General features: G+C 73.2%; 22 protein-coding genes. 4 read left to right on the top strand and 18 right to left on the bottom strand.

All coding sequences use genetic code 11. The features are described 5' to 3' along the window. The first annotated feature begins 95 nt into the window (after positions 1–95). From JQN84_RS25365 to JQN84_RS25355, 3 genes are all read left to right on the top strand, one after another. Entirely contained in the window at positions 96–836 is a 741-nt protein-coding gene (locus JQN84_RS25365; RefSeq protein ID WP_204961062.1) for an SDR family oxidoreductase, read from the top strand. Positions 837–898: 62 nt separating this feature from the next. After that, the gene (locus JQN84_RS25360; protein WP_204961061.1) at positions 899–1,804 is read left to right on the top strand and encodes an RNA polymerase sigma-70 factor; all 906 of its coding nucleotides are present in this window, start codon (positions 899–901) and stop codon (positions 1,802–1,804) included. Positions 1,805–1,908: 104 nt separating this feature from the next. Then, complete coding sequence (locus JQN84_RS25355; protein WP_204961060.1) at positions 1,909–2,568, top strand: HNH endonuclease family protein; 660 nt, start codon at positions 1,909–1,911, stop codon at positions 2,566–2,568. 11 nt (positions 2,569–2,579) lie between these two features. Here JQN84_RS25355 and JQN84_RS25350 read toward each other — a convergent pair whose 3' ends face one another. The 12 genes from JQN84_RS25350 to JQN84_RS25295 all read right to left on the bottom strand — a co-directional run bounded on the left by JQN84_RS25350 (position 2,580) and on the right by JQN84_RS25295 (position 15,204). Then, entirely contained in the window at positions 2,580–3,341 is a 762-nt protein-coding gene (locus tag JQN84_RS25350) for an SDR family NAD(P)-dependent oxidoreductase (RefSeq protein ID WP_204961059.1), read from the bottom strand. An 88-nt stretch (positions 3,342–3,429) separates the two neighbouring features. Then, the gene (gene npdG / locus JQN84_RS25345) at positions 3,430–4,098 is read right to left on the bottom strand and encodes an NADPH-dependent F420 reductase (RefSeq protein WP_204961152.1); all 669 of its coding nucleotides are present in this window, start codon (positions 4,096–4,098) and stop codon (positions 3,430–3,432) included. 284 nt (positions 4,099–4,382) lie between these two features. After that, the gene (locus JQN84_RS25340; RefSeq protein ID WP_204961058.1) at positions 4,383–4,718 is read right to left on the bottom strand and encodes a VOC family protein; all 336 of its coding nucleotides are present in this window, start codon (positions 4,716–4,718) and stop codon (positions 4,383–4,385) included. Continuing rightward, a complete protein-coding gene (locus JQN84_RS25335; RefSeq protein WP_204961057.1) occupies positions 4,715–5,698 on the bottom strand; it encodes an LLM class flavin-dependent oxidoreductase in 984 nt (327 codons plus the stop codon). Before JQN84_RS25335 ends, JQN84_RS25340 begins: the two co-directional genes overlap by 4 nt. Positions 5,699–5,706: 8 nt before the next feature. Next, on the bottom strand, positions 5,707–6,678 hold the full coding sequence (locus JQN84_RS25330; protein ID WP_204961056.1) for an enoyl-CoA hydratase/isomerase family protein: 972 nt from the start codon (positions 6,676–6,678) through the stop codon (positions 5,707–5,709). A gap of 15 nt (positions 6,679–6,693) precedes the next feature. After that, a complete protein-coding gene (locus JQN84_RS25325; protein WP_204961055.1) occupies positions 6,694–7,689 on the bottom strand; it encodes an LLM class flavin-dependent oxidoreductase in 996 nt (331 codons plus the stop codon). After that, positions 7,686–9,269, bottom strand: a complete 1,584-nt coding sequence (locus tag JQN84_RS25320; protein ID WP_204961054.1) for a class I adenylate-forming enzyme family protein — start codon at positions 9,267–9,269, stop codon at positions 7,686–7,688. The genes JQN84_RS25325 and JQN84_RS25320 overlap by 4 nt, the downstream gene beginning before the upstream one ends. Then, positions 9,266–10,267: an LLM class flavin-dependent oxidoreductase gene (locus tag JQN84_RS25315; protein WP_204961053.1), complete on the bottom strand. Its 1,002-nt coding sequence runs from the start codon at positions 10,265–10,267 to the stop codon at positions 9,266–9,268. The genes JQN84_RS25320 and JQN84_RS25315 overlap by 4 nt, the downstream gene beginning before the upstream one ends. Beyond that, positions 10,264–11,355 carry an LLM class flavin-dependent oxidoreductase gene (locus tag JQN84_RS25310; RefSeq protein WP_204961052.1) on the bottom strand — a complete coding sequence of 364 codons (1,092 nt, stop codon included), beginning with the start codon at positions 11,353–11,355 and terminating at the stop codon, positions 10,264–10,266. The genes JQN84_RS25315 and JQN84_RS25310 overlap by 4 nt, the downstream gene beginning before the upstream one ends. A 74-nt stretch (positions 11,356–11,429) precedes the next feature. Then, complete coding sequence (locus JQN84_RS32400) at positions 11,430–12,458, bottom strand: acyl-CoA dehydrogenase family protein (protein ID WP_204961051.1); 1,029 nt, start codon at positions 12,456–12,458, stop codon at positions 11,430–11,432. 13 nt (positions 12,459–12,471) lie between these two features. Continuing rightward, on the bottom strand, positions 12,472–13,623 hold the full coding sequence (locus JQN84_RS25300) for an acyl-CoA dehydrogenase family protein (RefSeq protein ID WP_204961050.1): 1,152 nt from the start codon (positions 13,621–13,623) through the stop codon (positions 12,472–12,474). 33 nt (positions 13,624–13,656) lie between these two features. Next, complete coding sequence (locus JQN84_RS25295; RefSeq protein ID WP_204961049.1) at positions 13,657–15,204, bottom strand: AMP-binding protein; 1,548 nt, start codon at positions 15,202–15,204, stop codon at positions 13,657–13,659. 68 nt (positions 15,205–15,272) lie between these two features. Here JQN84_RS25295 and JQN84_RS25290 point away from each other — a divergent pair, with 68 nt between their 5' ends. Further along, the gene (locus tag JQN84_RS25290) at positions 15,273–16,250 is read left to right on the top strand and encodes an MBL fold metallo-hydrolase (protein ID WP_204961048.1); all 978 of its coding nucleotides are present in this window, start codon (positions 15,273–15,275) and stop codon (positions 16,248–16,250) included. Positions 16,251–16,277: 27 nt separating this feature from the next. Here JQN84_RS25290 and JQN84_RS25285 read toward each other — a convergent pair whose 3' ends face one another. From JQN84_RS25285 to JQN84_RS25260, 6 genes are read right to left on the bottom strand one after another with little or no spacing between them, the layout of a single operon-like run. After that, complete coding sequence (locus JQN84_RS25285; RefSeq protein WP_204961047.1) at positions 16,278–17,831, bottom strand: class I adenylate-forming enzyme family protein; 1,554 nt, start codon at positions 17,829–17,831, stop codon at positions 16,278–16,280. After that, entirely contained in the window at positions 17,828–19,345 is a 1,518-nt protein-coding gene (locus tag JQN84_RS25280) for a class I adenylate-forming enzyme family protein (protein ID WP_204961046.1), read from the bottom strand. The genes JQN84_RS25285 and JQN84_RS25280 overlap by 4 nt, the downstream gene beginning before the upstream one ends. Then, positions 19,345–19,839, bottom strand: a complete 495-nt coding sequence (locus JQN84_RS25275; protein WP_204961045.1) for a VOC family protein — start codon at positions 19,837–19,839, stop codon at positions 19,345–19,347. Before JQN84_RS25275 ends, JQN84_RS25280 begins: the two co-directional genes overlap by 1 nt. Before the next feature lie 31 nt (positions 19,840–19,870). Next, on the bottom strand, positions 19,871–20,791 hold the full coding sequence (locus JQN84_RS25270; RefSeq protein ID WP_204961044.1) for an SDR family NAD(P)-dependent oxidoreductase: 921 nt from the start codon (positions 20,789–20,791) through the stop codon (positions 19,871–19,873). After that, positions 20,788–21,972 carry an acetyl-CoA acetyltransferase gene (locus tag JQN84_RS25265; RefSeq protein ID WP_204961043.1) on the bottom strand — a complete coding sequence of 395 codons (1,185 nt, stop codon included), beginning with the start codon at positions 21,970–21,972 and terminating at the stop codon, positions 20,788–20,790. The genes JQN84_RS25270 and JQN84_RS25265 overlap by 4 nt, the downstream gene beginning before the upstream one ends. Continuing rightward, a complete protein-coding gene (locus JQN84_RS25260; protein ID WP_204961042.1) occupies positions 21,962–23,374 on the bottom strand; it encodes a zinc ribbon domain-containing protein in 1,413 nt (470 codons plus the stop codon). The genes JQN84_RS25265 and JQN84_RS25260 overlap by 11 nt, the downstream gene beginning before the upstream one ends. Between the last annotated feature and the right edge of the window lie 15 nt (positions 23,375–23,389).

Here is a 23,389-nt window from a genome sequence, read left to right as displayed (position 1 = left end):
GCCCGCCACGACGCCTGTCACGGATCACCGGTCCCGTCGGTCGTAGGGGTACGGGGCGGCGCGACCGCCAGGGACGGACAGGGAGTGGATCGACCATGAAGATCGTCGTCATCGGGGGCAGCGGACTCATCGGCAGCAGGCTGGTGGCGCTGCTCGGGCAGCAGGGCCACGAGGCGGTGGCCGCCTCGCCACGGACCGGGGTCGACGCGGTCACCGGCGCGGGCGTGGCCGAGGCGCTCGACGGCGCGGACGTCGTGGTGGACGTGTCGAACTCCCCGTCGTTCGAGGCGGACGCCGTGCTGGCGTTCTTCGGGACGTCCACCCGGACCCTGCTGGAGGCAGCGGCGAAGGCCGGCGTACGGCACCACGTGGCGCTGTCGATCGTCGGCGTCGACCGCATCCCCGACAGCGGGTACATGCGGGCCAAGGTGGCCCAGGAGGCGCTGATCGCCGCCGCGGGCGTCCCCTGGACGGTGCTGCGCGCCACCCAGTTCTTCGAGTTCGTGCCGGCCATCGTCGAGTCGTCAGTGGTGGACGGGGAGGTACGGCTGCCGTCGGCGCTGATCCAGCCGGTCGCCGCCGACGACGTGGTGACGGTGCTGGCCGAGATCGCCCTCGACACGCCTGCCGACGGGATCGTGGAGCTGGCCGGACCCGAACGGTTCCGCCTGGACGAGCTGGGCCGGGCGACGCTGACCGCCGCCGGTGACCCCCGCCCGGTGGTCAGCGACCCGCAGGGGCGCTACTTCGGGGCGCTGCTGGCCGAGCAGGCGCTGGTTCCGCTCGGCGACGCCCGCACCGGCGGCACCCGGCTGGCGCAGTGGCGCGGACGCTGACCCGGCGCGGGGGGCCGGCGGGTGCCGCCGCGCCCCCGCGCCGCACCCCCTACGGTGGGTGCATGACGACCGGGTCCGGGGCCGCCGCCGACGCGCCGGCGGCCGTCGCGCCGGCCGACCTGACCGCGTTCCTCGACGTACGGCCGAGGCTGTTCGGGCTGGCCTACCGGATGCTGGGCAGCGTCGTCGAGGCCGAGGACGTGGTGCAGGAGGCGTGGCTGCGCTGGCAGCGCGCCGACCGCAGCAGGGTACGCAACCCGGCGGCCTTCCTCACCACCACGACCACCCGGCTGGCGGTGAACGCGGCCACCTCCGCCCGCGCCACCCGGGAGACGTACGTGGGGCCGTGGCTGCCCGAACCGGTCGCCACCGACGCCGATCCGACCCTGGGCGCGGAACGGGCGGCGGCCCTGGACGTCGCGGTCCTGCTGCTGCTGGAGCGGCTGACCCCCGCCGAGCGGGCCGCGTACGTGCTGCGTGAGGCGTTCGACTACCCGTACCGGGAGATCGCCGAGGTGCTCGGCACGTCGGAGCCGAACGCGCGGCAGCTGGCCACCCGGGCCCGGCGGCACCTCGCCGTCGAAGGCCCCGCGCCCGCCGCGCCGCAGCACCGTCGGCGGCTGGCGCAGGCGTTGCTCGGCGCGGCCCGCGACGGCGACCTGGCCACCCTGGAGCGGCTGCTCACCGCCGACGTGGTGGCCCGCTCCGACGGCGGTGGCCGGGTGCACGCGGCCCGCCGGGACGTGTGCGGGCCGGCCCGGGTGACGAACTTCCTGGACAACGTGCGGCGCAAGTACTGGCGGGGCACGACGGTCGGCCTGGTCGAGGTCAACGGCGGCCCGGGGGTGCTGGTCGCCGCCGACCGGCCGGTCACCCTGATCACCCTGGACACCTCGGTACGGGGCATCGAACGGCTGCTGCTGGTGGTCAACCCGGACAAGCTGGCTCGGCTGCCGACCCGCCGCTGACCGGCGAGTTCGGCCACCGTTCACACCGGGCCCACTGGACCGCTCCTTCGACTTCCGTCTATACATGGGGCAACGGAGCCCGCATCTGACCGGACGGAGCACCCATGAACCGACACCTGCGCGCCGCCGCGACCATCCCCGCCGCGGTCCTCGCCGCCACGCTCGGCCTCGCCCACCCCGCCGAGGCCGCCGGCTACTCCGCCCCGCTGACCACCGCCGTCGCCGACCTTCCCGTCGCCACCGAGATCCGTACCGGATACAGCCGTGACCTCTTCCCGCACTGGATCGACGCCGACGGCGACGGCTGCAACACCCGCAACGAGGTGCTGCTCGCCGAGGCGGTCAGCGCGCCCACCGTCACCGGCACCTGCACGCTGAGCGGGGGACGCTGGTACTCCTACTACGACAACGCCTACTGGACCGCCACCGGTGACCTCGACATCGACCACATGGTGCCGTTGGCCGAGGCATGGGACTCCGGCGCGCGTACCTGGACCACCAGCCGCCGCCAGGCGTACGCCAACGACCTCGGCGACAGCCGCCCGCTGGCCGCCGTCACCGACAACGTCAACCAGGCCAAGAGCGACCAGGACCCGGCCACCTGGCTGCCGCCGTACGCCGCCGCCCGGTGCCGGTACGTCAACGAGTGGGTGGCCACCAAGACCCGGTGGCGGCTCACCGTCGACAGCGCCGAGAAGAGCGCCCTGACCAGCCTGGCCGGTGGCTGCCCCAACGCCACCATCTCGGTCACCTACGCCTACTGACCCCCGTACGGTCAGCGGGGTGTCATCCGCAGCGCCCCGTCGAGCCGGACCACCTCGCCGTTGAGGTAGTCGTTGCCGACGACGGCGAGCACGAGCGCGGCGTACTCGCCGGGGTCGCCGAGACGGGCCGGGAACGGCACCCCGGCGGCGAGCCCGGCCCGGTACTGCGCCGACACGGTCTGCATCATCGGGGTCAGCATGATGCCGGGCGCGATCGTCATCACCCGGATGCCGTGCGGGGCGAGGTCCCGGGCGGCGGGCAGGGTGAGGCCGACGACGCCGCCCTTGGACGACGCATACGCCGCCTGACCGACCTGCCCCTCGAACGCGGCGACCGAGGCGGTGTTGACGATCACGCCCCGCTGGCCGTGCCCGTCCGGGGTGGTCTGCGCGATCCGCTCGGCGGCCAGGGTCAGCACGGTGAACGTGCCGACCAGGTTGACCCGCACCACGCGGGCGTACAGGTCGAGGTCATGCACGCCGCGTCGGCCGAGGATGCGCTGTGACGGGGCGATCCCGGCGCAGTTCACCACCGTCCGCAGGGGCGCGTCGCCGTCGGCCGCCCGGTCGACGGCCGCCCGCACCGACACCGGATCGCACACGTCGACGTCGACCAGCCGTACCCCGGACGGGGTGTCGCCGGCCGCCGCGATGGCCGGCCCGAGGTCGAAGCCGTGCACGGTGGCACCGGCGGCGGCCAGCGCGGCGGCGGTCGCCGCACCCAGCCCGGATGCGGCGCCGGTGACGATGGCGGTGGTACGGGCGAGATCCATGGATGCTCCTTCGTGCCGGGGCGGGGTCTGCTGCCGGTGACAGCGCGGCTTCGGCCGAGGGCGGCGGGTCTTCGGCCGGGGGGCGGGGTCAGACGTCGGTGACGCGCAGGCCCGCGTGGGCCCGGTAGCGCCGGTTGACCGAGATCAGGTTGGCGGTGAACGCCTCGACCTGGTGGGCGTTGCGCAGCCGGCCGCCGTAGACGCCCCGTACACCGGGAATGGCGGCGGCGAGGTCCCGGACCAGGTCGGTGGCCTCGCGGTCGTCGCCGAGCACCAGCACGTCGGTGTCCACCCGGTCGAGGTCCGGGTCCTCCAGATGCACGGCCGAGACGTGGTGGAACGCGGCGACGACCCGCGACCCGGTGAGGATCGCGGCGGCCTGCTGGGCGGCGGAGCCCTCCGCGACGGGCAGGGCGTAGGCACCCTGCTTGTCGAAGCCCAGCGGGTTCACGCAGTCCACGACGATCTTCCCGGCCAGCGCCGGGGCGAGCGTGGCGAGCAGTTCGGCGTGCCCCTCCCAGGGCACCGCGACCACCACGATGTCGGCCTGCCCGGCGGCATCGGCGTTCGACCCGCCCCGGACCCGGCCGGGCAACCCGGCCGCCGTCCGCGCAGCCCGCTCGGCGTCCCGCGACCCGAGTACGACGTCCAGCCCGGCCGCCCCGAACCGCCGCGCCAACCCCCGCCCCTGCGGCCCCGTCCCGCCGAGCACACCGACGGTGAGGCCCCGCAGTTCGTCACTCACACTCACATCGATCTCCTTCTCATACCTCTCCGAGTGCCCCTGCCCTCCCCACCAGCCGCCCCGCCCCCTCCCGCCCCGTGCCCTGCCCTGCCGGCCCCTTGCCCACTCTCCGTGCCCTACCCCCGCCGCTCGCCGCTGCGTGAGGTGGAGGTGCTGTCCCGGCTCGCTTCGGTGATCAAGAGGTTTGCGTCAGATGATCAAGAGGTTTGCGTCATCGTGGAGATCACTCCTGACGCTTTTCTCTTGATCACGGGGCGGGGTGGGGGGTGGGTGAGGGGGTGGGGTGGGGTGGGGGGTCAGGGGTGGGGTTGGTAGAGGGTCAGGGGGTTGCCGGTGGGGTCGGTGATCAGGGCCCGGCGTTCGTGCGGGCCGGTGGTCGGGGTGGTGGCGGTGACGCCTACGGCGGCCAGTTGGGCGAGGCAGGCGTCGAGGTCGTCGACCTGGATGCTGAGCACGGTGCGGCCGGCGACGGGTTGCTGGCCGGCGTCGGCGAGGCCGATGGTGACCGTGCCGTCGGTGACGGCGGCGTAGCGGTCGCCGTCGCGGAACCGCACCGTCAACCCGAGCGCGGTGTAGAAGGCGAGTTGGGCGTCCAGGTCGTCGGCGGGGACGATCACGTGACCGATCCTCATGGCCGGAACCTCGGCATCACCTCGCGGGCGAACCGCTCGACGATCTCCATGGACCGTTCGATCGGCAGGCCGAGCCACTGGGCGCGGAAGACGAAATGGTTGAAGCCGGCGTCGGCGAAATCCTGAATCTTGGCGGCGATGTCGTCGGGCGAGCCGAAGAAGAGCGCCTTCTCCTTGATCGCGTCCCACTGCGACTCGAAGAAGTCCATGCCGTACTGGACGTACTCGCCGTAGGAGCGTTTCACCTGTTCCCCGGCGACGGCGAACGCGGCGTCGGCGGAGTCGGCCACGCACAGGTCCCGGTGGATCGGGAAGACCGCGTCCCGTTCGTCGAAGCCGGCGGCCCGCCGCTGCTCACGGTAGTCGGCCAGGTTGCCCACGGCCCAGTTGCGGCGCACGTTGGACGGGGCCAGCCAGGGCAGCCCCTGCCGGGCGATCCGGGCGATGCCGGTCGGGCCGTTGGCACCCACCCACACCGGCGGGTGCGGGCGCTGCACCGGCAGTACGCTGCACCGCACCCCGTCCAGGGTGAAGTGCTTGCCCTCGTGGTGCACCGGCTCCCCGGTCCACAGCTGCTGCATCACCGCGAGCGCCTCGTTCATCCGGGACACCCGGGTCCGCCGTTCGATGCCGAACGACGTGAACTCGACGTCGCGGTAGCCCGAGCCGATGCCCAGGACGAACCGGCCGCCGGACATCTGGTCGATGGTGGCGATCTCCTCGGCCCAGTGCACCGGGTGGCCCAGCGGCAGGATGAGGATGCCGGTGCCGAGCTGCATCGTCCCGGAGTGGTCGATGAGCCGGCTCAGCAGCGGCAGCGGCTGCGGGGTGCGCAGCGACGACAGGTAGTGGTGGATGCCGAAGACCGAGTCGTAGCCCAGGTCGCGGACGTGCTGGACGTACTCGACGGTCTCCCCGATGCGCCGGCCCAGGTCGTCGCCGGGGGCGTACTGGTGGTCGAGCAGGATGCCGAACCTCACGCCGTCGCCTACTCTTCCCGCGACCGGCTGTCGCTGAGGCGGAAGTACGGGGCGACCAGCCGGTCCCGGTCGGCCAGCGCCTGCCCGATGCCCTTCTCCCGGCGTTCCTTGAGGAAGTTCCAGTCCCCGTCGGCGAAGCTGACGTTGGTGGCCCAGCCGTGCCCGACCCAGCCGGTCATCGCCCCGAGGCCCTTGCCGCGCGCCTCCATCACCACCTGCATCATCGACTTGCCCATCATCAGCGAGTCCAACGGCATCACCGCGATCGCGTCGGCGTAGTCGTCGACCCACTTCTGGAGTTCGTCACGCGGGACGACCTTGGTGACCAGGCCCTTGCGTTCACCCTCCTCCGCGCCGATCGCCCGCATGGTGAGCATGACGTCCTTCATCGTGGTCAGGCCGACCTTCTCGATCCAGTGGTACATGTCCTGCGGCGCGGGCCCCAGGTAGCGGAACGCCGGGTGGGTGAACCGGGCGTCCGGGGAGGCGATGACGATGTCGGCCGACAGCGCGATCTGGAAGTGCCCGCCGTAGCAGTAGCCCTGCACCTGGCAGATGGTCGCCTTGAGCGATTCGATGATCGGCCGGGTGAAGCCGGAGCTGAGCACGTTGCGGTCGGGCAGGATGCGCTGCCGCTGCGCCGGACGACGCCGGGACGCCTTGTCGGTGCCGGTCTTGTAGCCGATGTAGTGCCCGAGTTCGGCGGCGTCGGCGCCGGTGCCGAAGTGCTCCCCCTCCCCGGTGAACACGATGACCTTGACCCGGTCGTCGGTCTCCGCCTCCTTCACCAGGTCACCTACCCGTTCGAAGGCGGCCACCGGGATGGCGTTGAGCCGCTCCGGGCGGTCGAAGGTGATGGTGGCGACGGCCCGTTCCTCGTCGACGTGGTAGCGGACGTACTTGGCGAGGACCTCGGGGTCGACCTCCATGTTCTCGACGTCCCACTGGTTCTCCAGCAGTTCGGCTTCGGTCTTCTTCACGGCGAATTCCTTAGGTCAGGTGGTGGTACGGAAGGCGGGGATCACCTCGGCGGCGAACAGCCGCAGCGAGGCGCGGAGCTTCTCGGTGGGCATGCCCAGCCACCCGGGCCGGAAGATGAGATGGTCGAACCCGAGGTCCCGCAGGGCGGAGATCCGCTCGACGAGGAACTCGGGTGAACCCAGCAGCAGCGTGTTACGGACCAGCTCGTCGAACCGGTCCCGCTGCCAGCGCAGCGCCGGATACTCGGCGTACGTCGAGTACTCGACCCGGGCGTGCGGCAGCGCCTCCGCGACGGCCTGTTCGGTGCTCGGCGCGCAGTACAGCTCCACGCCCACGGGACGCTGCACCGTCGCCGGGTCCCGCCCGTACTCGGCCAACGCCTCGTTGTAGACGGCCAGGTGCTCGGGCAGGAACCGGCGGCTCGGCGAGTTGCCCGGCGCGTACCAGGCGTCGCCGAGCCGGGCGGCCCGACGGACCGCCTTCTTGCCACCCGCGCCGACCCAGATCGGTGGCCCGCCCGGGGTCAGCGGCGGGATGCCGATGGTGGCGTCGACCTGCGGGTAGAACTCCCCGTCGTGGGTGACCGGCTTCCCGGTCCACAGCGCCCGGATCAGCCGCAGGCTCTCGTCGAAGCGGCGGAACCGGCTCTCCGGGTCGACGCCGAAGGCGGCGAACTCGTTCTCCCGGTAGCCGGCACCGACGCCGAGGATCACCCGCCCGCCGGAGAGGTGGTCCAGGGTGGCGAACTCCTCGGCGACGTGCACCGGGTGGAACATCGGCAGCAGCAGGATGCCGGTGCCGAGCAGCATGTCCCCCGAACGCGGGATCAGGCTCGCCAGCATCGAGATCGGCTGCGGGGTGGCCAGGTTGGACTGGAAGTGGTTGATCGTCCAGACCGAGTCGTAGCCCAGTTCGGCGGCCAGCTCGACGGTGCCGAACAGGTCGTCGAGGTGCCTACCGAGGTCGTCGCCGGGCGGGTACTGGTGCGACGCCATGATGCCGAACCTCATCGTCCTCCGCCTCCCTGCGATGGGGCCGCCACCCGGCTGAGCTTGCCGGTGGCGCTGCGTTCCAGCGCCGGCACGAACTCGATCCGCCGGGGGGCCTTGAAGTGGGCCAGCCGTTCCCGGGCGTACGCGACGAGCAGTGCGGCGAGGTCGGTGTCGTCGACCGTGTCGTCGGCGGCGCGGACCACCAGCGCCACCGGGATCTCGCCCAGCCGGTCGTCCGGCCGGCCGAGCACCCGGACGTCGCGCACCAGCGGATGGGTCCGCAGTTCGTCCTCGATCTCCTCGGGCCAGACCTGGAAACCACCGCACTTGATCATGTCCCGCTTGCGGCCCACCAGGAAGAGCACCCCGTCGGGGTCGACGTAGCCCATGTCGCCGGTGTGCACCCAGCCGTCGCGGACCAGCTCGGCCGAGGCGGCGGCGTCGTCGACGTACCCCCGGGTCAGGGCGGAGCGGACCACCACCTCGCCCTGCGCGCCGGTCGGCAGCGCGGCCCCGGCGTCGTCGCGGATCTCCAGCTCGACGCCCGGGTAGACCCGGCCGGCCGAGCCGGGCTTCCACCGGCCGGCCCTCATGTCCCGGCCGGTCCAGCCGGCGATGTGCCCGGCCTCGGTCGAGCCGTAGTTGACCAGGATCGGCACCCGGTAGCGCTCCTCGAAGGCCCGCCGCACCGGCCAGGAGATCGCCTGCCCGGCCACCAGCACCGACCTGACCCCGGCGAACGGCAGGTCCCGTTCGGCGTGCACGATGTCGTAGACCATGGTCGGCAGCAGGAAAAGGTTGTCGAAGCCGAAGCGGGGCATCAGGTCGGCGAGCCGGTCGACGCCGAACCGTTCCCAGACCACCGCCGGCCGGCCGACGAAGTACGCGAACAGCAGCGCGTGCTGGCCGCCGCTGTGGAACAGCGGCAGGGCGATCAGGTTGGGGCGGGCGTCGCGGGCGGCGCTGCCCTCGGCCTCGGTGCCGGTGGTGACCCGGGCCAGCCGGATCAGCGACTCCCGCGTCCCGCCGTGGGTGACGCTGACCGCCTTCGGCCGCCCGGTCGTGCCACCGGTGAACAGGATGCACGCCTCGGCCTCCGGCCCCACGTCGACGCCGGTGACCCGGGTCTCCTGCCGCCACGGCAGTTCGGGCACGTCGGTCAACGCCGCCGTGACGGACCGGACCGGGACGGCGGTGGCGTCAGCTACGCCGTTCCCGTCGGGGTCGGACCGGGCGGCGAGGAACGCGGCGACCACGTCGGGCCGGCGGTCGTCGACCAGCAGCAGCCGGGGCGCGGTCTTGGCCACCGACTCGGCCAGTTCGGCGGCGTTGTAGAGGCTGCTGACGGTGACCGGCACCGCGCCGATCTTCCAGGCCCCGAAGAGCAGGAAGACGATCTCGGGGCCGTTGGTCAGGTAACAGGCGACCCGGTCACCGGGGCCGACGCCCTCGGCCCGCAGCGCGGCGGCGACGCCCCCGGCGAGCAGGTCGATCTGGTCGAACGTCCAGGACCGGCCGTCCTCGCCGTACAGGCCGGGCAGGTCGCCCCGGTCGGCGCACCGGCCCTCCAGAATGCCGACCAGGCTGCCGGCGCTCACCGGGTCACCCCGGGTGCGGTCGCGGCGACCCTCGGAATGACCTCCGCGCCGAAGCGGGCGAGCTGTTCCATCGCCTCGTCCTGGCCCGCGCCGACGAACTGGTGGCGCAGCGACACCTCGGTGATGCCCAGTTCGGTCTCCCAGCGGCGCAGCTTGGCCACGATCTCGTCGGCCGAGCCGACCAGGCAGTCCTCGGCCAGATAGCGGTCGAGATCGAGGGACTGCGCGTCGTCCCAGGACCGGTAGCCGGCGTACTGGCGTTGCAGGTGCGGGCGGACGGCCGCGACCGCCGCCGGGTAGCTGTCGCCGAGGTACGCCTCACGGCTCATCGGGTACTCCCGGTCGAGGGAGAAGCCACGCTCGCCCAGGTCGGCCCGGTAGATCCCGAGCAGCCTGGCCAGCTCGGCGTCGTCGCCCTTGGGTCCGATCAGCCAGGGGGCGTCCAGCCGGGCGGCGCGGCGGACGGCCGGCTCGGCGAACGCGCCGATCCACAGCGGCGGGCCGCCGGGCTGGGCCGGGCGCAGTGCCAGGGACGCGCCGGGAGCCTCGCCCCAGCTGCCGGCGACGTCGACCGTCTCGCCGTTCCACAGGGCGCGCAGGATCGGCACGTACTCCCGCAGCCGGCGCAGCCGGTCCTCCCAGGCGACGCCGAACGCGGTGGTCTCACGCTTGCGGTAGCCGGCGCCGATGCCGACGGTCAGCCGGCCCCCGCACAGCACGTCGAGGGAGGCCAGGTCCTCGGCGAGGGCGACCGGGTTCAGCAGCGGGGCCAGCAGGACGCCGAACCCGATCCGGACCCGCGAGGTGGCGTGGGCGAGGTAGCCGGCCAGCGGGACGGGTTGGACGAACGCCGACCGGGCCAGGTAGTGGTGGCCGAGGTAGACGGCGTGGAAGCCGGCCGCCTCGGCGGCGGCCGCCTGGGCCAGTACGCCGTCGATGCCCTCGGCGGCGGACGCCGACGGATCGAACTGGGCGCTCAGGAAGCAGCTGATCTTCACCCGAGGACCGCCTCGGCGGTGGGCACCCGCCCGGCGGCGCGGTCCTGGGCCCGGAAGTGCGGGATGACCTTGTCGGCGAACTCCTCCATGGAGCGCAGCGCGGCGGCCCGGTCCAGCGACGGGATCCGCAGCCAGCCGATGTAGTGGTTGATGCCGAGCTGGTCGCGCAGCATCTCGATGGTCTCGATGACGCGCTCGGCCGAGCCGAAGTTGCCGCCGTGGGTCAGGGTCTGCTCCAGGGTGAGCAGTTCGATGTTCTTGGCGACGGCCGCGTAGTAGGCGCGTTCCTGGGCGATGGCGTCCTCCGAGCCGGGGATGACCTTGCCGACAGACTTGTAGTAGTTCATGGCCGCCTGGGCTGCCGCGCGCAGTCCCTCGTCGCCGTCGCCGCACCAGACCTGCTGCATGAACGGCAGGTCGTAGGTGGACAGGTCGAAACCGTTGTCCCGCATGCTCTGCCGGTAGAGGTCGAAGTTCTTCTGCATGATTCCCAACGGCGTGAAGTTCGGTGAGGTGATGATCGACTCGCCGACCGCGCCGCGTTCCCGGAAGCTCTCCGGGGAGACCGTGCCCTGCAGGATGGGCGGCCCGCCGGGGGTGAACGGCCGGGGGTAGGTGGTGACGTTGTCGTAGTGGAAGATCTCGCCGTGGTAGGAGAAGTTCTCCTGCGACAGCGCGAGCCGCAGGATCTCCAGGGTTTCCTGGTAGCGCTGCTTCGACTCCTCCAGCGGCACGCCGAAGCCGGCGAACTCGGCGGGCTGGTAGCCGCGGCCGACGCCGATCGAGACCCGGCCGCCGCTGAGCACGTCGAGGGCGGCGATGTCCTCGGCCAGGCGCAGCGGGTGGTGCAGCGGGAGGACCAGGACGGCGGTGCCGATGGTGATCCGGCGGGTCCGCTCGGCGACGGCCATGCCGAAGTTCACCGGGCTGCCGAGGATGCCGTACTTCGAGAAGTGGTGCTCGGCGAGCCAGACCGAGTCGAAGCCCAGCTCGTCGGCCAGCTGGATCTCTTCGAGGGTTTCTCGGAGCACCTGATGGTCCGATGCGCCGTCGGCCACCGGGAACAGGTTCATGATTCCGAACTTCACGGCCTTCTCCTCATTTATTCCGACCAGCCGGTATGTTACTGCTCCGGGTTGGCACCCGGCAAGACTTCCGCAGGTCAGCCCCGCGTGGCCCGACGTGCCCGGATGCGCAGCTCGCCGGCCCGCCGCCGGTGCCACGACCCCCGCCCGCAGCGGGCGTCGAGCACGAACGCGCGACGCAGGAACAGGTGCGGGTCCGCCTCCATCGTGATGCCCATCCCGCCGTGCACCTGGATGCACCGCTCGGCGGCGAACACCGCCGCCTGTCCGGCCGCCGCCTTCGCCGCGTGCACCTGGACCCCGGCGTCCGGGCGTCCGGTGTCGACCGCCCACGCCGCGTACAGGGTCAGGTCCCAGGCCGCCTTGCGGGCGGTGGCCGCCTCGGCCAGCGGGAACGCCACCCCCTGGAACGACCCGATCACCCGGCCGAACTGGCGGCGGGTGCGGGCCTGCTCGGCGGCCAGGTCGATCGCCCCCTGCGCCACCCCGCACAGCTCGGCCGCCACCACCAGCGCCGCCCGCAGCGGCCCGGCACCGGACGGCTGGGGCCGCTCGGGCGCGGCCAGAGTCAGGTCCGCCAACGGCACCGACGGGTCCAGCGACTGCCGCGCGGTGATCCGGACCGGGTCGGCGAACCAGACCCCGGCCGGGCCGAGCGCTACGACGCCGTCGGCCTGCGCCGCGTACGGCACCAGGGTGCGTACCAGCGGGTCCACCGACGCCGTGTCGGCCCAGCCGGAGTTGCCCGGCACGTCGACCGCCGTGGTGAGCACCCGGCGGCCGTCGAGCACCTCCTCGGGCAGCGGCCCGCGCCGCCCGTCGCCGCAGAGCAGCTGCACGGCCGCCGCGTGCGCCGGGAACCGGCTGGGCACCAGCCGCCCGCCGAGCGCCTCGACGGCGACCAGCAGGTCGATCAGGCCCGACCCGATGCCACCGGCCGACTCGGGCACCCCGAGCAACCCGAAGTCACGCAGCAGCGGCCCGTCCCCCGCCGGGGCCCGCCAGCCGCCCGACCACGCCGCGCGGGCCGTGCCCCGGTCGGCGTCCGCGAGCGCGCCCACGGTCCGGCCGATGTCCTGCTGTTCCTGGGTGAATGTCGCGCGCACCGGACCACCTCGCTCAGCGGGAGCGGGGCAGGCGCAACACCCGCTCCGCGAGAATCGACTTCTGGACTTCCTCCGTGCCGCCCTCGATGGTGTGGGCGCGGGCCCGCAGGTAGCGGCGCATCCGGGCGGCGGCGCCGGCGCCGTCGACCAGCACCCCGCCGGCCTCGTCGAGCTGCACGGCGAGCCGGTTGGCGTTCTGCACCACCCGGGCCCACAGGCTCTTGAGCGCCGAGGTCTCCGGGCCCGGCACCCCGCCGGCCCGGCTCTCGCCGAGCATCCGCATCGACCCGATCCGGACCGCCTCGGCGTCGCACTGCAACGCGCCCACCGCGTCGACGAACGCGCTGTCGTCGGCGACGCCCCGCTCGACCGCGACGTCGATCAGCCGGTCGACCGCCTGCCGGGCCCAGACCCACAGGTTCAGCGCCATGCTGCCGCGCTCGAACGCGAGCGTGGTGAGCGCGACGGTCCAGCCGTTGCCGACCCCGCCGAGCACGTCGTCGTCGGCGACGAACACGTCGTCGAGGAACATCTCGTTGAACTCGGTGTCCCCGTTGATCATCACCAGCGACCGGACGGTGAACCCGTCCATCGGGGCGAGGAAGTAGGTGATCCCCTGGTGCTTCGGCGCGGCCGGGTCGGTACGGGCCAGCAGCAGGCAGCGCGAGGCGTTGTGCGCATTCGACGTCCAGATCTTGGCCCCGTTGATCCGCCAGCCCCCGTCGACCCGGGTCGCCGCCGTGGTAAGGCTGGCCAGGTCCGACCCGGAGCCGGGCTCGCTGAAGCCCTGGCACCAGTACTCGTCGCCGCGCAGGATGCCGGGCAGGTGCCGGGCCTGCTGGGCGTCGGTGCCATGCGCGATGATCGTCGGCCCGGCCAGCATCATGCCCACCCCGTTGAGCGGGTACGGCGCGCCGCGTACCGCGGCCTCCTCGTTGAAGACGGCCTGGGCCAACGCGTCCATCCCCCGGCCGCCGTGCGCGACCGGCCAGGACAGTCCGGCCCAGTTGCCGGCGCAGAGCCGGTCCTGCCACACCCGGGACCAGTGCTCCCGCTCGTCCTGGGTCAGCTCCTCCTGGTCGGGCACGTCGGCCAGCGCCCCGTCGAGCCATCCGCCGACCTCGCGCCGGAACGCCAGGTCGGTGTCGCTGTCAGCGAAGTCCATGCCCACCCCCCTGTGGGTCGTCGGTGTCGCCGGTCATGCGCTGGCCTCCTCGGCGGGCACGAGCCGGGCCTTGTAGAGCTTGCCGTTCGGGTCGCGGGGCAGCGCGTCGCGCACCACGTAGGACTGCGGGCGCTTCGGCTTGGCCAACCGCCCGGTGAGGTACCGGCGCAACTGCGCGACGGCCGTGTCCGGGTCGGGCGCGGTGCCGGTGAGCACGACGTGCGCCTGGGGCACCTCACCGAACTCCGGGTCGGGCACCCCGACGACCCCGACGTCGGCAACCCAGTCGTGGCCGATCAGCGCCGCCTCGATCTCGGCAGGGTAGACGTTGACCCCGCCGACCAGGATCAACTCGGCGGCGCGGCCGGTGATGTAGAGGAACCCGTCGGCGTCGACGTGCCCGACGTCCCAGACGGTCAGCAGGCCGTCGCGACGCGCGCCGTCGGTCTTGCCGGGGTCGTTGTGGTACTCGACCCGGTCGTCGCCCTGGCGCATGTAGACGATGCCGGTCTGCCCGACGGGCACCTCGTTGCCCAGCTCGTCGAGGATGCGCAGGGTGGAGATCGAGGCCGGCCGGCCCACCGTGCCGGGGTGGGCGAGCCACTCGTGCGGGCGTGCGATGGTGGTGCCGACCTCGGTCGAGCCGTAGTACTCGTAGACCACCGGGCCGAACCAGTCGAGGATGCGCTGCTTGACCTCGCGCGGGCAGGGCGCCGCGCCGTGCAGCACGTAGCGCAGCGACGAGACGTCGTAGCGCTCGCGCACCGCCTCGGGCAGTTGCAGCAGCCGGTAGAAGTGGGTCGGCACCATGCTGGTGCCGGTGACCCGGCACTGCTGGACCCGGCGCAGGAAGCCCTCCGGCGTCCAGCCGTCCATCAGCACCATGGTGCCGCCGGCGTGCAGCGCGCCCATCGCCGGGGTGATGTTGGCGGAGTGGTACATCGGGGCCGACACCAGCCAGGACGCGAACGCGTCGCGTTCCATGCCGAACTCGCGGAACAGCCAGACGTAGGTCAGCGCGCCGGTGTCCGCGTCGACGCCGCTGAGTGGGCGCTTGACCCCCTTGGGCCGGCCGGTGGTGCCGGAGGTGTACATCATCAGTGAGCCGGCCGGGGTCTGCGCCGGGCTGGTGGCGGGCATGTCGGCGGTGAGCGCCGACAGCGGCCGGGCCCGGTCGGTGCGGGGCGTGCCGTCGACGAAGACCTGGATGTCGGGCACGTCCGCGGCGGCGTCCACCACCACGTCCTGCACCCGCTCGGAGCCGACCACCACCTTCGCGGCGCTGTCGGCCAGGATGTAGCCGATCTCGGGCGCGGTGAGGTGGTAGTTGAGGGTCACCAGGTAGAGCCCGGACTGCATCGCCGCGAGATAGAGCGCGACCAGGCCGGGGCTGTTGGTCAGCACCGCCGCGACGGTGTCGCCGGGCCGCAGGCCCGCGTGGCTACGCAACCCGTGCGAGATCCGGTTCACCTCGGCGAACAGGTCACCGTAGGAGATCCGCCGGTCGTCGGCGGTCACGATCGCGCACAGCTCCGGTTCCGCGGCTGCCCACAGCCGGAACCCGGTCCGCTCGTCGCTCATCGAACTCCTTGAGCTAGATTCCGACCATCCGGTATGTTGATGTCCCACAGTAAGGGAGCCTCCCGACGATGTCCATACCCGTGAGCGACGCCCACGCCGCCAGCTGGCGGGCCCGTCAGGTGCCGGTCCCCGCGCAGGTCGTCGCCGGTGTCTGGGCCATCCCGGTCCCCCTGCACGGCAGCGCCCTGCGGTCCATCACCGTCTTCCTGATCGAGACCGGAGACGGCCCGGTCCTCGTCGACGCCGGCTACGACCACCCGAGCTGCTGGACGTCGTTCCAGCGGTCGCTGGCCGCCATCGGCCACCGGGTCGAGACGATCCCGGCGGTCCTGCTCACCCACAACCACCCCGACCACGTCGGCTTCGCCGACCGGGTACGCGCCGCCTCCGGCGCGCGGGTGGTGATGGGCGCGGCCGACGACTTCGCCACCATGCACCGGCGGCGCGGCACCTTCCTCCAGCAGGTACGCACCGCGCTCGACCTGACCGGCGCGCCACCCGACGTCGTCGCCGCCATGTACGCCGACGCGGTCGCCGTCGCCGTGCACCGCGAGGACCTGCAGCTCGACGTGGCCGTGGTCGACGACACCGAGTTCCGCTTCGGCGACGTGGGCATCCGCGCCCTGCCCGCCCCCGGGCACACCTACGGCCACACCGTCTACGTCGACGACCGGGGCCTGGTGTTCACCGGCGACACGATGATGGCCGAAGGGCCCACCCAACTCGCCATCGTCAGCCGCCCCGACGACGACCCGGCCGCCGACCTGTTCGACACGCTGGCCCGCATCCGCGACCTCGGGGCCGCCATCGCCTGCCCCGCCCACCAGTTCCCCTACCGCGACGTCGCCGCCCGGGCGGGTGCCCTCGCGGCCCTCCACCGCGACGAGGTCGGGACGGTCCGGGAACTGGCCCGCGACGGCGGCACCGCGTGGGATCTCGCCCAGCGGATGACCTGGAAGAAGCCGTGGGACGAGCTGGGCCGGGGCACCCGGCGGTTCGCTCTCGTGCACACCCTCGCCCTGCTGCGGCACGCCACCGGCCGCTGACGCCGGGGCGGCCGGCCCGGCGCGGCCTCAGTCGCGCCGGGGGTCGTCGTACGTCCAGTCGGGGCGCAGCGTCGAGCGCAGCTCCCGCAGGGACCGCTTGAGCACCTTGCCCGACGGGTTGGTGGGGAACTCCGGCACCAGGTAGACCTCCTTGGGCACCTTGAACCGGCCGAGCCGCTGCCGGGCGTGCGCGATCAGCGCCTCGGGCGTCAACCCCGGCCGGGCGACCACGAACGCGGCCGGCACCTCCTGCCACACCGGGTGCGGGGCCGCCACCACCGATGCGGCCAGCACCAGCGGGTGGTCGGCCAGCACGTTCTCGATCTCGGCGCTGGACATGTTCTCCCCGCCGCTGCGGATCATGTCCTTGAGCCGGTCGCGGATGTAGAGGTAACCGTCGGCGTCGAAGCAGCCGATGTCGCCGGTGTGGAACCAGCCGTCCCGGAACGCGGCGGTGGTCGCCGCCGGATCGTCGAGGTAGCCGGGGCTCACCTTCGGCCCGCGCGCGACCACCTCACCGTGCGCGCCGACCGGCACGTCCACGCCGTCCGGGTCGACCACCCGGACCTGGACCCACGGCACCGGCAGCCCCACCGACCCCTGCTTGGACTCCTGGTGCGCGGCGTCCAGGTAGGTCAGCCCGCTGCACGTCTCGGTCAGGCCGTACCCCTCGATCAGCCGGGCGTTCGGGAACAGTCCCCGGGCCACCCCGAACAGCGCCGAGGTGACCTGCGAGAAGATCAGCCAACGCACCGACGACAGGTCGGTGGTCGCGGCGGTGGGCTCGCGGCGGACCAGGTCCAGCATGGTCGCCGCCACCACCATGCCGGTGATCCGTTCCGTCTCGATCGCCCGCAGCACCGCCGCCGGCACGAACCGGCGGTGCAGCACCATGGTGCCCCCGACGTGCCAGATGCCAAAGCCCGGCAGGTCGGTGCCGCCGACGTGGTAGAGCGGCGCGGCGTTGAGGATCCGGTCGGTCGGACGCAACCCCAACTCGACGATCTGGGCGTGCATGTTCCGGTTCACGTTGCCGTGGGTAAGCAGCACCCCCTTGGGCAGACTGGTGGTGCCGGAGGTGTAGACGATCCGTTGCAGGGCCGCGTCGTCGAGGTCGGCGTCGGCGACCCGCGCCCCCCGGTGCGCCGCGACCAGCGCCCGCACGTCGGTCCAGCCGTCGTCGACCGGTTCCAGCGCGAACCGGCGCACCGCCGGCAGGTCAGCCAGGGCGGCGGCGGTGAGCGCGGCGAACTCCGGCACCGTGGCCACCGCCTCGACCCGGGCGTGCGCCAGCAGCCGGGCCAACTCCCCCGCCGTCAACCGGTAGTTCAGCGGCACGACGACCGCGCCGAGTTTCGCCAGCGCCAGGCAGAGCAGCAGGAACTCGGGGACGTTGTCCGCGACCACCGCCACCCGGCCCTCGGGGCGTACCCCCTCGGCGGTCAGGCCGGCGGCCAGCGCGTTGACGTCGTCGTCAAGCTGCCGGTGGGTCCACCGACGCCCCTCGAAGACCAGCGCGTCGGCGTCGGCGAACCGGCGGGCGTTGCCGGCCAGCATCGCGGCCAGGTTCGCGGTGCTCACTCCGCCGCCTCGCGCAGCGCCTTCTTCAGCACCTTGCCGGAGTCGTTGCGCGGCAACGACGTCACCAGTTGCACGTACCGGGGGACCTTGAAGCGGGCCAGTTCGGCCCGGCAGTGCGCACGCAGGTCCTCGGCGGTGCCGGTCGCGCCGTCGCGGAGGATGACGAACGCCTTCGGCACCTCGTCCCACTGCGGGTCGGGCACCCCGATCACGGCGACCTCGGCGACGTCGGGGTGCTGGGCCAGGACCCGTTCGATCTCGGCGCTGGCGATGTTCTCCCCACCGGACTTGATCAGGTCGGTCCGGCGGTCGACGAACCACAGGTAGCCGTCGGCGTCGATCCGGCCCACGTCGCCGGTGCGGAACCAGCCGTCGCGCCGGCTGCGCCGGTTGGCCTCGTCGTCGTTCCAGTAGCCGGGCGACACCTTCTCCCCCCGGACGACGATCTCCCCCTCGACGTCCGGGCCGACCGGCCGGAAGTGCTCGTCGACGATCCGGATCTGCACCCCGGGGAACGGCGCGCCGAGCGCACCGAGCTTGCTCTGCTCGTGGGCGGCGTCGAGGTAGCACACGCCGTTGCACAGCTCGGTCATGCCGAACGTGTCGATCAGCCGGACGTGCGGCAGCCGGCGCTTGACCTCCTGCCGCACGCTCGGCGCGACCCCGGCGAAGAGCAGGTAGCGCAGCGTCCCGAGATCCGGCGGGGCGTCCAGGTCGAGCAGGCCGAACAGGATCTGGGCGGCCAGCACCATGCCGGTGATCCGCTCCTGCGCGGCGATCCGGGCGATGTCGGCCGGCTTGAACGTCGGGGTGAGCACCATCGTCGCCCCGGCCACGAACGTCGCCAGGCCCGGCGCCTCCAGCCCGCTGACGTGGAACAGCGGCGCGGACACGAGGATCCGGTCGGCGGCGGTCAACTCCAGTTCGAGGACCTGCGCGAAGTGGTTCGCGGTGAGGTTCCCGCAGGTGTGCACCACCCCCTTGGGGCGGGCCGTGGTGCCCGAGGTGTAGAGCAGCCGGTGCACGTCGGCGGGGCCCTTGTCGGCGTCGGCGACCCGCACGCCCGGCGGCTGACCGGCCAGCAGGTCGGCCAGCCGTCGCGCGGCACCGACGACCGTGTCGCCGGTGGCGACCAGCGTGCGCAGCCCGGTCGTGGCCGCCAACCGGGCGGCGTCGGCGGCGAAGTCGTCGTCGTAGAGCAGGCCGGTGACGCCCGCCTGGTCGATGACGTACGCCTGCTCGTTGGCGTGCAGCCGCCAGTTCAGCGGCACCGAGACCGCGCCGAGCCGGCTCAACGCCAACAGCACGACGACGTAGGTGGCGGTGTTGCGCCCGAGCACCCCGACCAGGTCGCCGTCGGCGATGCCGGCGTCGCGCAGGGCCGCGGCGTGCCGGTCCACGTCGGCGTCCAGCTCGGCGTACGTCCAGCGGGCCGCCCCGTCGACCAGGGCCTCGGCGTCGGCCCGGCGCAACGCCTGCCGGCGCAGCGTCTCGGTGAAGTTGCTGCCGCCCATCAGTCGCCGCTCCCCCGCCGCCGGGCCAGGATCTCCTCCCGGGACGGCAACGACACGAACTCCAGCAGGTTGCCGTCGAGGTCCCGGGCGGCGAACGCGGTGATGTACCCGTAGTTGTCCAGCAGCACCCGGTTCGGCGCGGACAGGCACTCCGCCCCCAGCTCGGTCAGCCGTCGGTGCAGGTCGTCCAGTTCGTCGAGCGGCACCTCGAAGCTGAGCAGGAAGGTGCCCAGCTCCAGGTGACCGGCGGTGGCGGTGCGGGTCTTCACGCCGTTCCACTCGATGAGTTCGAGCTGGCCGACCCGGCTGGGCCCCTGGAGGTACTGGACCCGGCCGGTGGTGCCGGCGGGCAACCCCAGCGACACCTCGATCCCCGGCCCGCCGACGTCGGTCCGCAGCGTCCGGCGGTAGCCCAGGGCCCGCTCGTAGAAGTCCGCGGCGCGGTCGACGTCCGAGACGGTCATGGCCACGTGGTGCACTTCGCTGACCGGCATGATGCCTGCCTTCCTGTTGGTTCGCGCCGGATCAGGCGGACGGTCCGGACGGCCCGCCGAGGACCCGTTGGATCAGGGTGACCTCGTCGGCGCCGCTGTCCGGCACGATGAAGTCGTCGAGCCGGCAGATGTCGTCCACCGCGCCGAGGATGTCGTCGGGCGAGGCCGGGGTGGGCCCGCCGTACCAGCCGGGGGTGACGCCCAGGAAGATCCGCCCGACCCGGCCGCCGCCGACGGTGAGGATGTGCCGGTTGAGCTGGCACTGCTCCGAGGCGAGGAAGGTCGCCACCGCCGCCACGTGCTGCGGGTCGAACCGGTCGGTCAGCTCGCCGAGCAGGTTCTCGGTCATCCGGGTCGCCGCCGTCGGCGCGATCGCGTTGACCAGGATGCCCCGGCGGGCCCCCTCCAGCGCGAGCACGTTCATCAGCCCGATCAGGCCGGCCTTGGCCGCGCCGTAGTTGGCCTGACCGAAGTTGCCGAACAGGCCGGACGACGAGCTGGTCAGCACGATCCGGCCGTAGCCCTGGGCGACCAGGTGCGGCCAGGCGGGCCGTAGCACGTGGAACGCCCCGGCCAGGTGCACGTCGAGCACCGCGCTGACGTCCTCGTCGGACATCTTGGCCAGCGTCCGGTCCCGCAGGATGCCGGCGTTGTGGATGACCGCGTCGAGCCGGCCGTACGTGTCGATCGCCCGGCCGACCAGGTCCGCGCCCCCGGCGGCGGTGGCCACCGAGTCGGTCGAGGCGACGGCGGTGCCACCGGCCGCGCGGATCTCGGCGACGACCCGCTCGGCCGCGCCCGAGGAACCGGAGCCGTCGACCGTCCCGCCGAGGTCGTTGACGACCACCGACGCGCCGCGTGCGGCGAGGGTCAACGCGTGGGCCCGGCCGATGCCGTTGCCCGCGCCGGTGACGACGACGACCCGGCCGTCGAGGGTGACCCGGGCGCTCATCGCTCGTTCCCCAGGACCGCCACGAACGCGACGCAGGAACCGGGCTGCCCGCCGAGGTTCTGGGCGACCGCCAGCCGGGCGTCGGGCACCTGCCGGGGCCCGGCCTCCCCGCGCAGCTGGGTGAAACACTCGAACATCATCCGCAGCCCGGTCGCGCCGATCGGATGGCCGAACGACTTGAGCCCGCCGTCGGTGTTGACCGGCAACGCCCCGTCGAGGTCGTAGCGGCCGTCGAGGATGTCCCGCCATGCCTTGCCGCGGGCGGAGAAACCCAGGTCCTCCATCAGCACCACCTCCGTCGGGGTGAAACAGTCGTGCACCTCGGCCAGCGAGATCTGCGCCGCCGGGTCGGTCACGCCGGCCTGCTCGTACGCCTCACCGGCGGCGGTGACCACCTCGGGGAAGCTGGTGAAGTCGTAGCCGTCGGCGGCCAGCCCGGCCCCGGAGCCGGCGACGAAGCTCATCCCGCGCAGGTAGACCGGCCTGTCGGTGTACCGGTGGGCGTCCTCGGCGCGGACCAGGATCGCCGCCGCCGCGCCGTCGGAGACGCCGGAGCAGTCCATGACGCCGAGCTGCCCGGCGATCCGCGGGGACCGTTCCACCGTCTCGGCGGTGACCGCCCGACGGAACTGGGCGCGGTCGTTGCGGGCCCCGTTGGCGTGGTTCTTCACCGCGACCCGGGTCATCGCGGCGCGCATCTCCCGCTCGTCGATCCCGTACGCCGCCTGGTAGGCGGGGGCGAGCAGGGAGAACCCGGCCGGCGCGGTCCAGTCGACGTCGGTGCCGTCGGCGGGTGGGAACACCGCCGACAGCCCGGAGTAGGAGGAATCCTTCAGCTTCTCCACCCCGGTCGCCATGACCATGTCGTACGCGCCGGAGGCGACGGCGAAGGCGGCGTTGCGGAACGCCTCGGAGCCGGTGGCGCAGTAGTTCTCGACCCGGGTCACCGGCTTGCCGGTCAGCCGCAGCGGGCGGGCCAGGGTCTGCCCGGACAGTCCCGAGCCCTGGGTGCCGACCCAGAACGCGTCGACGTCGTCGAGGGTGACGTCGGGCAGCGACCCGACGCACTCCTGCACGGCGTCGACCAGCAGGTCGTCGGCGGAGGAGTTCCAGTGGTCCCGGAACGGGGTGCAGCCCATCGCGACGATCGCGACGTCGTGGGTGGTGCGCCTACTGGCCATCGGCGGTGTCCTTCCCTGGCGTGGCGTCCGCGGGTGCCGGGCGGAGCTTCCAGAAGTAGTTGTGGATCGAGTCGGTGGTCCAGAGCCGGCGGAACACCGGGGTCATCGCCATCCCCACCGCCACCTCACCGGGTGCCACGTCGGTGACGTACGCGTTGAGCCGGCCGCCGCCGTCGACGTCGGCGACGACGATCGCGACCTCCGGTTCCGGCATGGTGGTCAGGTGGTCGCGGGTCACCGAGACCACCCGCGCGGTGCGGTCGCGCAACGACACCGGGGCCGCGCCCGCCCCGGCGACGCCGCAGGAGGCGCAGACCCGGCCGGGGGGTGTGGTGACCCGGCCGCAGGCGGCGCACCGGCTGCCCTCCAGCCGGTACTTCCAGCCGGCCCGGCGGTGCATGGGCGGGGCGGCCGGGGCGGGGGCGGCCGGTCGGGCCGGACCCTGCACGTCGAGCAGCCCGCGCCAGCGCAGGTAGCGGCCGTAGCCGAGGCGCTGCCGGGCGGCGAGCTGGGCGCGGACCGACGGCCCGCCCCGGGCGGCGCGGACGCCGTCACCGACCCGCAGCACGAACGCGTCGCCGCCCTCGGTGGCCGACAGCAGCAGGATGGTCTGCCCGGGTTCCGCCTCGTCGAGAGCGGCGGCGAGCAGCAGGCCGGGGTGGGCGACGCCGGTGAAGCCGGTGGCCCGTTCGACGGTCGCATCCCCTCCGGTGCCGCCGAGCGTCTTGCGCAGCGCCGCCGCCGCACGCGGGTTCGACGACGACACGACGACCTCGTCGACGGTGTCCAGGGACGCCTGCGCCAGGGCCCGGCGGGCGGCGTCCAGGCCGGCGGCGACGAGGATCTCGGCGGTGAACCGTTCGTCCCAGACCCGGTCGTGGCGTTCGCCGGGCAGCCGCCAGCGGTCCAGCAGCTCGCTGGTGTGGCCGGCGCGGGCGAGGAGCACGGCGGCCCGCCCGCCGCCGACGAACGCCGCGGCGGCGTCGCCCTGGGCCAGTTCGTCGGGGGCCCCGGGGCGGGTGGTGCGCACGTCGGCCAGGGCCGCCGTGGCGACGCCCCGCAGGACCAGGTCGAGGGCGGACGCGCCGGCCCGGTGGCCGCGCAGGTCGAGGGCGGTGACCCCGGGGTCGAGGCCGAGCGCCTCGTGGACCACCCCGGCGGAGGTCTTCGTCTCGTACGGTGCGCTGGTGGTGGCCAGCAGCAGGTGCCGCCCGGCCGGGGTGTCGGCGGCGACGTGCCGCAGCGCCTCGACGGCCATGGTGACGGCGTCCTCGTCGTGGCCGGCGACGCCGCGGGTGGGGCCGCCGGCACGGGCCGGGGCGCTCGGGTCGAGCCGGTTGTCGTCGAGCACGTACGCCGGGAGGTAGGCCGCGTAGGCGTCGATGCCTGGTTGCTCGGGCATGGGTCGCGGGTTCTC

Source organism: Micromonospora humidisoli (genome assembly GCF_016900955.1).
Lineage (GTDB): Bacteria > Actinomycetota > Actinomycetes > Mycobacteriales > Micromonosporaceae > Micromonospora > Micromonospora wenchangensis.
Note: the sequence above shows the minus strand (reverse complement) of the source record. Positions and strands in the feature narration are given on the sequence as shown.